Here is a 12,740-nt window from a genome sequence, read left to right as displayed (position 1 = left end):
TCGCGCCTGCGTGAAAGGCTTCCGCTCTCTGGCGCCTGCGACGGCGGTCAGAGCGCGGCGGCCCCGTGGCTGCGCAGGGACTGGGCGTACTGCTGGAGGACCCAGACCTCGTTCTGCGCGGCGGCCAGGTGGTCGGGGGCGACGTTGCTGCCGAGGCGGGCGAGGCTGCCCTGGACGTCGCCGATGCGGCGGTCGACGGCGCGCAGCCGGACCTGGACGAGCTGGATGCCCGCGTAGGTCTCGTCGATGGACTTGCCGCGGAACACCTCGACGGCGAGCTCGGTGACCAGGCTGCGCACGGAGTCGTCGGGGGCCACGTCCAGCACGGCGGCCAGGTATTCGCGGGCCTCGGCCAGGCCGCGCTCCGCGCCGCCCGCCTCCTCGATGCACCGGCGCACCGCCGCGTAGGGCGGGGCGGTGAACTCGTCCTCGCCGTAGGCGTCGAAGGCCGGGGAGACCAGCTCGGGGCGCTGGAGGGCGAGCTTCAGCAGCTCCCGCTCGGTGTGGAAGACGGGGCTGCGGAGGTGGAGCGCGGGCCCGGCGGGGCCCCGGGGTGCCGGTGGGGCGGATTGCTGCTCGCGACGGTCCGGGGCGCGGCCTCGGTCGCCCCGCTCCCCGCGGTCGCGGGCCCAGCGGGCGAACTGGGCGACGCGGTGGACGACGAACTCCTGGTCGAGGATGCCGACGAGACCGGCGAGCTGGACGGCGACCTCCCGCTGGACGCTCTGCGTCTTGATCTTGGCGACGACGGGTGCCGCCTCGTCGAGCGCGGCGGCCCGGCCGGCCGGGGTCTCCAGGTCGTACCGGGCGACGATCTGGCGCAGCGCGAACTCGAAGAGCGGGGTCCGGGGCTCGACCAGCTCGCGGACCGCCTCCTCGCCCTTGACCAGGCGCAGGTCGCAGGGGTCCATGCCGTCCGGGGCGATCGCGATGTACGTCTCCGCGGCGAACTTCTGGTCGTCCTCGAAGGCGCGGAGGGCGGCCTTCTGGCCAGCCGCGTCGCCGTCGAAGGTGAAGATCACCCGGGCGCTGCCGTTGTCCATCAGGAGGCGGCGCAGGATCTTGATGTGGTCGCCGCCGAAGGCGGTGCCGCAGGTGGCGATGGCGGTGGTGATCCCGGCGAGGTGGCAGGCCATGACGTCGGTGTAGCCCTCGACGACCACGGCCCGGCTGGCCTTCGCGATGTCCTTCTTCGCGAGGTCGATGCCGTACAGCACCTGGGACTTCTTGTAGATCACGGTCTCGGGGGTGTTCAGGTACTTGGGACCGTTGTCGTCCTCGCGGAGCTTGCGGGCGCCGAAGCCGACGATGTCGCCGGAGGTGTCGCTGATGGGCCACATCAGCCGGCCGCGGAAGCGGTCGATGGGACCGCGGCGGCCGTCCTGGGAGAGGCCGGAGGTGATCAGCTCCTTGTCACTGAAGCCCTTGCCGCGCAGATAGCGGGTGAGGTGGTCCCAGCCCGCCGGGCTGTAGCCGACACCGAAGTGGGCGGCGGCGGCCTGGTCGAAGCCGCGCTCGGCGAGGAACTTCCGGCCGATCTCGGCCTCGGGCCCGTCCAGCTGCTGGCTGTAGAACTGGGCGGCGGCCTTGTGCGCCTCGACCAGCCGGATGCGCTCGCCGCGCTGGTGGGAGGGGTTGTAGCCGCCCTCCTCGTACCGCAGGGTGATGCCCGCCTTGGCGGCGAGGCGCTCGACCGTCTCGGAGAAGGAGAGATGGTCGATCTTCATCACGAAGGCGATCGTGTCGCCGCCCTCCTGGCAGCCGAAGCAGTGGAAGAGCCCCTTGCTCGGACTGACCTGGAAGGACGGTGATTTCTCGTCGTGGAAGGGGCAGAGGCCCTTGAGGTTGCCACCGCCCGCGTTGCGCAGCTGGAGGTACTCGGAAACGACGGCGTCGATCGGGACCGCGTCCCGTACCGCCTTCACGTCGTCGTCATTGATCCTGCCTGCCACGTGTGAATTCTACGGGTGGGGTACGACAAGCAGGACCGCCCGCCGTGCCCCGCGCGCGTACGGGCCCGCCGGGTGCGGCTCAGCCCAGGGATTCCAGCGGTACGGACGGGTCTCCCAGGGCCTCCGGGTCCAGGGGGCGGCCGGACCGGATCAGCCCCTGCACGGTCTCGGTGACGTCCCACACATTGACGTTCATCCCGGCCAGCACCTTCTGGTCCTTCAGCCAGAAGGCGATGAACTCCCGCTTGCCCGCGTCGCCCCGGATCACCACCTGGTCGTAGCTGCCGGGCGGCGCCCAGCCGGAGTACTCAAGGCCGAGGTCGTACTGGTCGGAGAAGAAGTACGGCACCCGGTCGTAGGAGACCTCCTGGCCGAGCATGGCGCGGGCCGCGGCCGGGCCGCTGTTCAGCGCGTTGGCCCAGTGCTCCACCCGCAGCCGGGTGCCGATCAGCGGATGGGCCACGTTGGCGACGTCCCCGGCGGCGAAGATGTGCGGGTCGCTGGTGCGCAGCGAGGCGTCCACGGCGATGCCGCCGCCGTCCGCGCGCGGGGCCATGGCCAGCCCGGCGGTCTCGGCCAGCGCGGTACGGGGGGCGGCGCCGATCGCGGCGAGCACGTCGTGGGCGGGGTGCTCCTCGCCGTCGTCGGTGCGGACGGCGAGGACCAGGCCGTCCTGGCCGATGATCTCGGTGAGGCGGACGCCGAAGTGGAAGCGGACCCCGTGATCGCTGTGGAGGTCGGTGAAGAGCTGGCCGAGTTCGGGGCCGAGGACCCGGTGCAGCGGGGTCGGTTCGGGCTCCATGACCGTGACCTCGGCGCCGTATCCGCGTGCCGCCGCCGCGACCTCCAGGCCGATCCACCCGGCCCCGGCGATCACCAGGTGTCCGTTGTCGCGGCCCAGTGATGCCAGTACGTTGCGCAGCCGGTCGGCGTGGGCGAGGCGGCGCAGGTGGTGGACGCCCGCCAGGTCCGTGCCGGGGATCGGCAGGCGGCGCGGCTCGGCCCCGGTGGCGAGCAGCAGCTTGTCGTAGTGGACGACGGTGCCGTCGCCCAGCCCGACGGCGTGGGCCTTGCGGTCGAGGGAGGTGACCGGCTGGCCCAGGTGCAGTTCGATCTCGGCGCCCGCGTACCAGGCGGGCTCGTGGACGAAGACACCGCCGCGGTCCTCCTTGCCCGCCAGGTAGCCCTTGGAGAGCGGGGGCCGTTCGTAGGGATGGTCGCGTTCGTCGCCGAGCAGGATCACCCGGCCGCTGAATCCCTCCGTCCGGAGTGTCTCGGCCGCCTTGGCCCCGGCCAGTCCTCCTCCGACGATGACGAACGTCTGGTGTGCGTCGACCACGTGATGCCTCCTCGGTGCTTGCTGCGCTCCGCCGCCACCTGCGAGCGTCCCGCACGCGGCGTGATGGCGGAAGAGGTGTACCCGGCCACCAGTCTGCTGGGCGCGGCCCGCCGGACGGGGCACGGCACGCGAGCCCGGCCCGATCCGGCCTGATCCGGCCTGATCCGGCCCGATCCAGCCCGATCCGGCCCGATCCGGACAGAAGACCCTAGGCGAGGGCGGCGTGCAGGGAGAGGGCGGAGGCGTCGGTCAGGGAGGCGATCTGGTCGACCAGGACGCGTTTGCGGGCCGTGTCGTCGCGGGCGGCGTCGAACAGGGCGCGGAACTGCGGCTCCAGCCCTTCGGGGGCGCGGGCGGTCAGGGCGGCGGCGAGTTCGGCGATGACGATCCGCTGCTCGGCGCGGATCGCCTCCTGCTCGGCGCGGCGCATCACGTACCGGTCGGCGACCGCCTTGAGCACCGCGCACTCCAGCCGGGCCTCGCGGGGGACGACCAGACCGGCGGAGTAGCGGCCGAGGCGGCCGGTCCCGTACGCCTGGCGGGTGCCGCGCTCGGCGGCGAGACAGAACCGGCCGATCAGCTGGCTGGTGGCGTCCTTCAGCCGGGCCTGGGCGACGGCCGTCCCGTCGTAGCCGCGCGGCCACCACTCCTGGGCGGTGAGCCGGTCCAGTGCCGCGGCGAGCTCGGCGGGGTCGGTGTCGGCCGGTACGTAGCGGCCGACGGCGACCGTCCAGATCCCGTCGCGCTCGGGTACGGCGCAGAGCCGGTCGGGGTCGATGTGCCCGGCGTGCAGCCCGTCCTCGAAGTCGTGCACGGAGTAGGCGACATCGTCGGACCAGTCCATGACCTGGGCCTCGAAGCAGGTGCGGTGCCCGGGGGTGCCCGTGCGGGCCCAGGTGAAGACCGGGAGGTCGTCCTCGTACACCCCGAATTTCGGGGAGCCGGGGTCGGTGGGGTGTCCGCCGCGCGGCCAGGGGTACTTGGTGGCGGCGTCCAGGGCGGCACGGGTCAGGTTGAGGCCGACGCTGACCGGCTGGCCGGTGCGGGTGTCGGGGACGAAGCGTTTCGGCTCGATCCGGGTCAGCAGGCGCAGCGACTGGGCGTTGCCCTCGAAGCCCCCGCAGTCGGAGGCGAAGTCGTTGAGGGCCTGCTCCCCGTTGTGCCCGAAGGGCGGGTGGCCCAGGTCGTGCGCGAGGCAGGCCGTCTCGACCAGGTCGGGGTCGCAGCCGAGCGCCGCGCCGAGTTCACGGCCGACCTGGGCGCATTCGAGGGAGTGGGTGAGCCGGGTGCGCGGGCTGGCGTCCCAGGACCGGCCGCGGGTGCCCGGGGCGAGCACCTGGGTCTTTCCGGCGAGCCGTCGCAGCGCGGCGGAGTGCAGCACCCGGGCGCGGTCACGCTGGAACGCGGTGCGGCCCGGCCGCTTGTCCGGCTCGGTGTCCCAGCGCTCGGTGTCCGCCGTGCCGTAGGGGGACGTGCTGTGGGTGCCGTGCGTACCGTCCATGGTCCCGACAGTAGACGGCCGTGCCGACAGCCACGCTCCGGGCGCTCCGCCGCCGTGCGGCGGCGTACTCGTCCGCCGGTCCGCGAACCCTTTCCACCTGTTGATCGTCTGATCAATGGGAACGGCACGGTACGGCAGGCGATGAGGGGGTTCGTATGCGGGTGACATGGCCGAGGCGGGGGTGGCTCGGACGGCTGCGGCCGAGGTGGCCGCGGACGCGGCGCGGGCAGCGGCGGGCCGTGCAGGGGGTGATGGCCGCGTGTGTGCTCGGGCTGGCGCCCGTGACCTGGACGTACGCGGCCGCCGACGCCCGGGTCGGGACGGCGGCGGACGCGCCCGCGCGCCAGGTGGCGGTGGTGTTCGGGGCCGGTCTGTGGGAGGGCAGGCCGACCCCGTACCTCGCCAACCGGCTGAACACCGCCGCCCGGCTGTACCGGGACGGGAAGGTGCGGGTCGTGCTGGTGACCGGGGACAACAGCCGCGAGGAGTACGACGAGCCGGACGCCATGCGCACCTACCTCAGGGAGCACGGGGTGCCGGACCGGCGCATCGTGAGTGACTTCGCCGGTTTCGACACCTGGGACTCCTGTGTGCGGGCCAAGAAGATCTTCGGGGTCGACCGCGCGGTGCTGGTGAGCCAGGGCTTCCACATACGCCGGGCGGTCGCCCTGTGCCGGAGCGCCGGGATCGACTCCTACGGGGTCGGGGTGGACGCGGTGCACGACGCGACCTGGTACTACGGCGGGACGCGGGAGGTGTTCGCGGCGGGGAAGGCTGCGCTGGACGCGCTCTTCAGGCCCGATCCGCACTTCCTGGGTCCGCGGGAGACCGGGATCGTGGAGGCGCTGGCGGCGCCCGAGTAGGGCCCCTGGGCCCCGGATCCGGCCGCTGCGCCCCGGGGCTGCGGGGTCAGCCGCTGTAGGGGCGCGCCGCCCTGGCCTCGCGCAGGGCCCGCCCCCACCAGAGCAGCTGGTCGAGCAGCACCTTGGCCGCCGCGTCGCAGCCCTCCGGGTCGCGGTGCCTGCCCTGCTCGTCGAAGAGGGCGCCCGCGTTGTGGAAGGAGACGGTCTCGCGGATGCCGACGGCGTGCTGCTCCGCGAAGACCTGCCGCAGGTGCTCCACGGCGCGCAGTCCGCCGGAGACCCCGCCGTACGAGACGAAGCCGACGGGCTTGGCCTGCCATTCGTCGCGGTACCAGTCGATGAGGTTCTTCAGCGGGGCCGGGTAGGAGTGGTTGTACTCGGGCGTGACGACGACGAAGGCGTCGGCCTCCGCCAGCCGGGGCGCGAGGGCGCCGAGCCGGGCCTGCGCGCCGGGTCCGGGCCGGAAGGAGAGGGCGGTCGGGAGGTCGGCCTCCGCGACGTCGATCAGATCGGTCACGATGCCGGGGTGGGCTTCGGTGTGGGCGAGCAGCCAGTCGGCGATGACGGGCGCGAACCGGCCCTCGCGGTTGCTGGCGAGGATGACCGCGACCTTCAGGGGTGCGGTGGCGGGGGTCGTGGGTGCGGTGGTGAGGTCCATATGACGAGGTTCGTTCATCAACCTCGGTTGAGGTCAAGCCCGTTCACGGACACGCTCCCGGACTCCTCCCGGCCCCGCCCGCAGGCGCCCCCGCACGCACCGCGCCCCGGTGCGGCCGGACGGCGGCACCGGGGCGGGAACGCGGGAACGCTGCTGCGCGCGTACGCGGGCGGGGTTACTTCTCCCAGCCGACCGTCTCGGGGAGCGGGCTGTAGAAGATGGTGGCGCCGACGTTGGCCAGGCCCTTCTTCACGCTGTACGTCGACGGGCCGCTGAACAGCGGGAGGAAGGCGTGCTGCTGAAGCGCCTCGCGCTCGACCTCGTTGGCGGCCGCGGCCTGCTGGTCGAGGTCGGCGATGTCGAGGACGTCGCGGATCTTCTTGTCCAGGTCCGGGTTTCCGGCGCCGGTGATGTTGGAGTCACGGTCGGAGCAGTAGAAGTCGCACAGGTAGCGGGCACCGAACGGGTCCATGGAGCGGTTCCCGGACAGGAAGAGGTCGAACCTGCGCTCGCTGATGACCTTCGCGAAGTCCGCCTCGTCGGCCTTCTTGATGACCAGTTCGACGCCGATCGGCTTGAGCATCGCGGCGAAGGCACCGGCGACGGCCTTGTCCAGCGGGTCCTCGCCGACCATGGTGTAGCCGATCGACAGCTTCTTGCCGTCCTTGGCGCGGATGCCGTCGGAGCCGGGCTTCCAGCCGGCCCCGTCGAGCGTCTTCTTCGCCTCGTCCGGCGCGTAGGCCAGCACCTTCGAGACGTTGTCCTCGTAGCCCTTCTGGAAGCTGTACAGCACGGCCGAGCCGGGCAGCGGCTCCTTGTAGTCGAGCCCCTGGAACTGGATCCTGGCGATCTGGGAGCGGTCGATGCCCTGCTGGATGGCCTTGCGGACGGCCGTGTCGGCGAGGTTCGCGGACTTGGTGTTGAAGTAGAGCGCGTACTCGAAGGGACTGCCGCCGCTGCGGATCTCCGTGCCCTTCAGCCCCTTGACCTGCTTGAGGCTCTCGGCGTCGACGGCCGAGGTGTAGTCGAGCTGGCCGTTCTTGAAGGCGTTGACCGCGGCGGTGGACTCCAGGTTGACGTAGACGCGCTTGTCGAGCTTGCCCTTCTTGCCCCACCACTTCGCGTTGCGGACGAAGGTGATGCCGCCGGAGTGGGTGTTCCACTCGCCGACGGTGTACGGGCCCGCGCCCCACTCCGGGTGGGCCTTCTTGACGTACGCCTTGTTGAAGTTGGCGACGGTGGCCGCCTTGGGGTGCAGGAAGGTGCTGAACAGGGTCGACCAGGCGGAGTTGACGCCCTTGAACGTGATGACGGCCTGCTTGGCGTTCTCGCCCCTGGTCACCGAGGTGATCTGGCTGTAGCCGTCGGTGGTGGAGGCGTCGAACGCCTTGTCCGAGCCGTTGTTGGCCTTCCAGGTGGCCTCGATCGCGGTCCAGTCGATCGGGGTGCCGTCGTTGAAGGCCGCCTTCTCGTTGATGGTCAGGACGACCTTCTGGCTGCCGCCCTCGACGGAGACCTTCACATCGCTGTAGTAGTCCGGGTTGTACTGCACCTCGCCGGTGGGCGAGTAGGTGATCGCGTCGGCGTTGTACCAGGACCAGACCCGGGACGCGGTCAGGGTGGCGTTGACGTTGAACGGGTTGCCCTGGTCGTCGAAGGTCCCGGCGGTGGTGTACGTGCCGCCGTCCCTGACCTTGTCGTACGGGACCGGGTTGTAGTCGGTCACGGACGAGGCGGCCTTGGGGGCGCCCTTGTCCCCGCCGCCCCCGTCCTTCCCGGACGGGGCGTCGCACGCGGTGGCGGCGACGGAGACGGCGGCGACGAGGGCGAGGGGCAGGGCCAGTCTTGCGCGCATGGCGGAAGGGCTCCTTACTGGTTCGGTGACAGGAGGGGGCGTGTCCGTGGGGTGAGCGGGACGTACGCGAGCGGGCTCAGACGGCGTGGCAGGCGTACCGGTGACCGGGACGGACGGCCACCGCCGTGGGTTCGGGGCGCTCCGTGCGGCAGCGGGCGCGCACGTCCTCGTCGGCGAGGCGGTACAGCGGGCAGCGGTCGACGAAGACGCAGCCCGCGGGCGGGCGGGTGGCGCTGGGCTGCTCGCCCTGGAGCACGATGCGTTCGCGGGCGCGTTCCCGCCGCGGGTCGGGGACCGGGATCGCCGACAGCAGCGCCCGGGTGTAGGGGTGCCTGGGGTCGGAGAAGATCGCCTCGGTCTCCCCGGTCTCGACGATGTGTCCCAGGTACATCACCGCGATCCGGTCGGAGATGTGGCGGACCACGGCCAGGTCGTGGGCGACCACCAGGTAGGCGAGGCCGAGTTCGCGTTTGAGCCGGGCCAGCAGGTTGATCACTCCGGCCTGCACCGATACGTCCAGCGCCGACAGCGGCTCGTCGAGCGCGAGCAGTTTCGGCTCGGTGGCCAGGGCCCTGGCGATGCCGATCCGCTGGCGCTGTCCGCCGGAGAGCGCGGCCGGGAAGCGACCGCTCACCGTGGCGTCCAGGCCGACCAGCGTGAGGAGTTCGCGGACCCGGGCGTCGATGGCCCCGCGGTCCCTCCCGGCGGCCCGGAGCGGTTCGGCGAGCAGCTGGAAGACGGGCAGCCGCGGGTTCAGGGCGCCGAGCGGGTCCTGCATGACGATCTGGACGTCCTGCCGCAGCTCCCGTATCCGGGCGGCGGATTCGACCGTGCCGATGTCGGTGCCGGAGACCTCGATCCGGCCGCTCTCGGGCCGCTTCAGCCGGAGGACCTCCAGGAGGGTGGTGGTCTTGCCGCTCCCCGACTCGCCGACCAGTCCCAGGGTTTCCCCGGCGCGCAGCTCGAAGCTCACCCGGCTGACGGCGTGCAGGGTGCCGACCCGGCGCTTGAGGAGGGCGCCCTTGGTGACCGGGAAGGTCTTGACCAGGTCCTCGACCCGGAGCACCACCTCCCCGGTGGCCGTCCCGCCGGGTCCGCCGGGCAGCGCGTCCGGTACGTGGTCCCCGGCGGGGTCCAGGGTTCCGGCGGCGATCTCGCCGGCGCGCAGGCAGGCCGCGTGTCCGTGCCCGGTGATCTCGCGCAGGGCGGGTTCGCCGTCCCGGCAGGCGTCCTGGACGACGGCGCAGCGGCTCGCGAAGGGGCAGCCCGCCGGGAGGCCGACGAGTGCGGGCGGTTCTCCGCCGATCGGGACCAGGGGCCGGTGGACACCGCTGTCCACGGTGGGGACGGCGGCGAGCAGCCGGGCGGTGTAGGGCATCGCGGGGCGGCGGAACAGCTCGTCGACACCGGCCCGTTCCACGATCCGGCCCGCGTACATCACGGCGACGTCGTCGGTGTGACCGGCCACCACACCGAGGTCGTGGGTGATGAGGACGAGTCCGGCGCCGGTCTCCCGCTGGGCGAGCCGCAGCACGTCGAGGATCTGCGCCTGCACGGTGACGTCGAGGGCGGTGGTGGGTTCGTCCGCGACGAGCACCGAGGGCCGGTTGGCGATCGCCATCGCGATGACGACGCGCTGGCGCATGCCGCCGGAGAACTCGTGCGGGAAGGACTTGGCCCGGCCCCGGGGGTCGGGGATGCCGACGAGGTCGAGGAGTTCGACGGCCTGCTCCCAGGCGGCCTGCTTCGTGAGGTCCTGGTGGACGCGCAGGGCGTCGGAGAGCAGCCGGCCCACGGAGAAGATCGGGGTGAGCGCGGACAGCGGGTCCTGGAAGACCATGCCGATGGAGTTGCCGCGGATCGCGGAGATCTCCCTGTCGCCGAGGCCGACCAGGTCGCGGCCGCCGAGCAGCACCTGTCCGCTCACCTCGGCGGAGGGCGGCAGCAGGCCCATCACGGCCATCGCGGTGGCCGACTTGCCGGAGCCGGACTCGCCGACGATGCCGAGGGTCCGGCCGGGCAGCAGGTCGAAGCCGACGCCGCGCACGGCCTCGACGGGCCCGGCCTCCGAGGGGAAGGTGACGCGCAGGTCCCGTACCGAGAGCACCGGCTCGGCGGCGACGGGGTCCTGGGCCTCGGCCAGGGTCGTGAGGGTCATCGTCGGCCTCCTGCCGCACCGGTCACGGACGTGGGGTCGAGGGCGTCGCGCAGCCCGTCGCCGACGAAGGTCATCGACACGGTGAGCAGCACGACCAGCCCGGCGGGGAAGGCGAAGAGCCACGGGGCGCTCGTGATGGTGCCCGCGCCGTCGGCCAGCATCGTGCCGAGGGAGACGTCCGGGGTCTGGACGCCGAAGCCGAGGAAGGACAGGGCGGTCTCGCTGAGCACGGTCGCGACGACGCCGAGCGTCAGGTTGACGATCAGCAGCGAGCCGAGGTTGGGGATGATGTGGCGCAGGATGATGCGCGGTGCGCTGACCCCCATGAACTCGGCGGCCGTGACGTAGTCCCGTTCCCGCAGCGAGGTCGAGACGGACCAGATGACCCGCGCGGTCGACATCCAGCCGAACACGGTGAGGACGACGATGAGGACCCGCCAGTCCCCGGCGAGCCGGTGGGAGACCAGGGCGAGGATCAGGAACGAGGGGACGACCAGCAGGAAGTGGATGACGGCGAGGGTCGCCTTCTCCACCCGGCCGCCGAAGTACGCGGCGCTGGAGCCGATGACCGCGGCGACGACGATGGTCAGCACGGAGACGCTCACCGCGATCGCCAGGGAGCGCTGGAGCCCGTGCACGGCGGAGGCGTAGACATCGTTGCCGCCCTGGTTGGTGCCGAACCAGTGGGTGGCGCTCGGCGGCTGAGTGAGCGCGGCGAAGTCGGCGTCGGAGTACGTGTACGGGGTGAGCAGCCCGCCGAAGGCGCTGAACAGCACCAGCAGCAGGAAGATCACGACACCGGCGACGGCGAGCCGGTTGCGCAGGAAGCGCCGCAGGTAGAGACGGCCGAGACCGAGGTGGGGCGTGTCCTTCGCCGCGGGCCGCGGGGTGTCGGCCGTCGGCACGCCGGCGTTCGGGACGTCGGCGTTCATGTCTGTCGCCACGTCAGTTCACCCTCACTCGGGGGTCGAGGAAGACGGTGGCGACATCCGCGAGGATCGCGCCGATCGCAGTGAGGACGGCGGCGAAGGCCGCCGTCGCGACCGTGCCGTGTACGTCGTTCTTGCTGATGGTCTGGATGAAGTAGCGGCCCATCCCGTTCCAGCCGAAGACCGTCTCGGTGATGACGGCGCCGGTGAACATGGCCGGGATGCTGAACGCCACGGAGGTCGCGGTGGGGATGAGCGCGGCGCGCAGGGCGTGCCTGCGGATCGCCTGGGACCGGGTCAGTCCGGTGGCCTGGGCGGTACGGACGAAGTCCGCGTTGATCGTGTCGAGCAGCAGGGAACGCTGCGTCAGGTGGTAGCCGACGTAGCCCATGAGCGTCAGGCTCACGGTCGGCAGGATCAGGTGCAGCAACCGGTCGCCGACCGTCGCGAACACCCCTTCCACGCCTGGGGAGTTCTCCCCGGCGACGTAGAGGAAGCCCAACCCGGCGTGCTGGTTCAGCCAGATGGCCGCGAAGACCACCGCGAGCGCGGCGACGGCGGTCGGGATGTTGAACACCGCGATGGACACCGCCTGTGCGATCCGGTCGGCCCAGCCGTACTGCCGCGAGGCGGTGTACACGGCCAGCCCGACGCCGATGACCACGGACAGGACGGTCGCGATGATGACCAGCTCCCCGCTGATCAGGGCCCGGTAGCCGATCTCGCCGTTGACGGAGACACCGGTGGGCGACCTGCCCCAGTCGAAGTGGAGGACCACCGAGGTGAGCCAGTCCCACCAGCGGTGCAGCAGCGGCTCCTGCGAGCTCAGGTTGTACGGCGCGAGCGCCCGGTCGATCTGCTCCTCGGTACGGACCGGGCGCAGCTCCCTGAAGTTCGACCGCGGGTCCAGGAACCAACTGGCCAGGAAGTAGGTGGCGTTGGTGGCGACCACAATCATCAGGAGCCAGCCGGCCGCCTTGCGGATCACATAGCGGACCACGCGCGCCACCTCCTCCCCGCGCGCGGAAGGCGCATCTCGGGGATGCCGGGTCGAAGGCGCGTGTACATCTGCGGCGTGGACTTTCTACGGACGGATCAGGGGCACGAACGTGCGAGCGCCAGCCTGGCGTGCGCCCGCGCGCAAGCACCACCGTTTCGCCGCCCCCGCCATGAGATCTACACACTGCCGAAGCATTCGGTCGCCGTGCGTGACGGAACACCTGGGGCCGGGCACACTCCGGCGCGGATCCGCCCCCGCCGGGCCCAGGGGGGCGGGCTCGGCGGGGGCGGCGGCCGGGGGCGGCCTGTCGAACCGTCCCGTGGGGGGTGAGGAGCGTGTTCCCGGCACCCGCCCGACCATGCATGTGACCTGCGCCACATCGCCCGCATCGTGCGTCACCCGATCGGCACCGGGCGCCGAAGAGGCGGCCCCACCTCCTTCGATCACCGCCCTGACCTGCACGATCACACCGCGGCAAGGAGGGC

General features: G+C 72.0%; 9 protein-coding genes. 1 reads left to right on the top strand and 8 read right to left on the bottom strand.

Annotated elements, in window-relative coordinates:
* Positions 1–47 precede the first annotated feature (47 nt).
* The 3 genes from dnaG to ACFVWY_RS08235 all read right to left on the bottom strand — a co-directional run bounded on the left by dnaG (position 48) and on the right by ACFVWY_RS08235 (position 4,792).
* On the bottom strand, positions 48–1,952 hold the full coding sequence (gene dnaG / locus ACFVWY_RS08245; RefSeq protein WP_389868502.1) for a DNA primase: 1,905 nt from the start codon (positions 1,950–1,952) through the stop codon (positions 48–50).
* Between the two features lie 79 nt (positions 1,953–2,031).
* Positions 2,032–3,291: an NAD(P)/FAD-dependent oxidoreductase gene (locus ACFVWY_RS08240; RefSeq protein WP_389868501.1), complete on the bottom strand. Its 1,260-nt coding sequence runs from the start codon at positions 3,289–3,291 to the stop codon at positions 2,032–2,034.
* 208 nt (positions 3,292–3,499) lie between these two features.
* Positions 3,500–4,792 carry a deoxyguanosinetriphosphate triphosphohydrolase gene (locus tag ACFVWY_RS08235; RefSeq protein ID WP_389868499.1) on the bottom strand — a complete coding sequence of 431 codons (1,293 nt, stop codon included), beginning with the start codon at positions 4,790–4,792 and terminating at the stop codon, positions 3,500–3,502.
* 155 nt (positions 4,793–4,947) lie between these two features.
* Between ACFVWY_RS08235 and ACFVWY_RS08230 the strand changes: the two genes are divergently transcribed.
* A complete protein-coding gene (locus ACFVWY_RS08230) occupies positions 4,948–5,655 on the top strand; it encodes a vancomycin high temperature exclusion protein (protein ID WP_389868497.1) in 708 nt (235 codons plus the stop codon).
* 46 nt (positions 5,656–5,701) lie between these two features.
* Here ACFVWY_RS08230 and ACFVWY_RS08225 read toward each other — a convergent pair whose 3' ends face one another.
* The 5 genes from ACFVWY_RS08225 to ACFVWY_RS08205 form a co-directional block, all read right to left on the bottom strand.
* Positions 5,702–6,313, bottom strand: a complete 612-nt coding sequence (locus ACFVWY_RS08225) for an NADPH-dependent FMN reductase (protein WP_389868495.1) — start codon at positions 6,311–6,313, stop codon at positions 5,702–5,704.
* A 175-nt stretch (positions 6,314–6,488) separates the two neighbouring features.
* On the bottom strand, positions 6,489–8,168 hold the full coding sequence (locus tag ACFVWY_RS08220; RefSeq protein ID WP_389868493.1) for an ABC transporter family substrate-binding protein: 1,680 nt from the start codon (positions 8,166–8,168) through the stop codon (positions 6,489–6,491).
* A 76-nt stretch (positions 8,169–8,244) separates the two neighbouring features.
* On the bottom strand, positions 8,245–10,326 hold the full coding sequence (locus ACFVWY_RS08215) for a dipeptide ABC transporter ATP-binding protein (protein ID WP_389868491.1): 2,082 nt from the start codon (positions 10,324–10,326) through the stop codon (positions 8,245–8,247).
* On the bottom strand, positions 10,323–11,270 hold the full coding sequence (locus ACFVWY_RS08210) for an ABC transporter permease (RefSeq protein ID WP_389868489.1): 948 nt from the start codon (positions 11,268–11,270) through the stop codon (positions 10,323–10,325). Before ACFVWY_RS08210 ends, ACFVWY_RS08215 begins: the two co-directional genes overlap by 4 nt.
* 1 nt (position 11,271) lies before the next feature.
* Entirely contained in the window at positions 11,272–12,255 is a 984-nt protein-coding gene (locus tag ACFVWY_RS08205; RefSeq protein ID WP_389868487.1) for an ABC transporter permease, read from the bottom strand.
* Positions 12,256–12,740 lie beyond the last annotated feature (485 nt).

Source organism: Streptomyces sp. NPDC058195 (assembly GCF_042883525.1).
Classification (GTDB): Bacteria; Actinomycetota; Actinomycetes; order Streptomycetales; family Streptomycetaceae; genus Streptomyces.
This window is presented reverse-complemented; position numbering and strand designations above follow the sequence as displayed.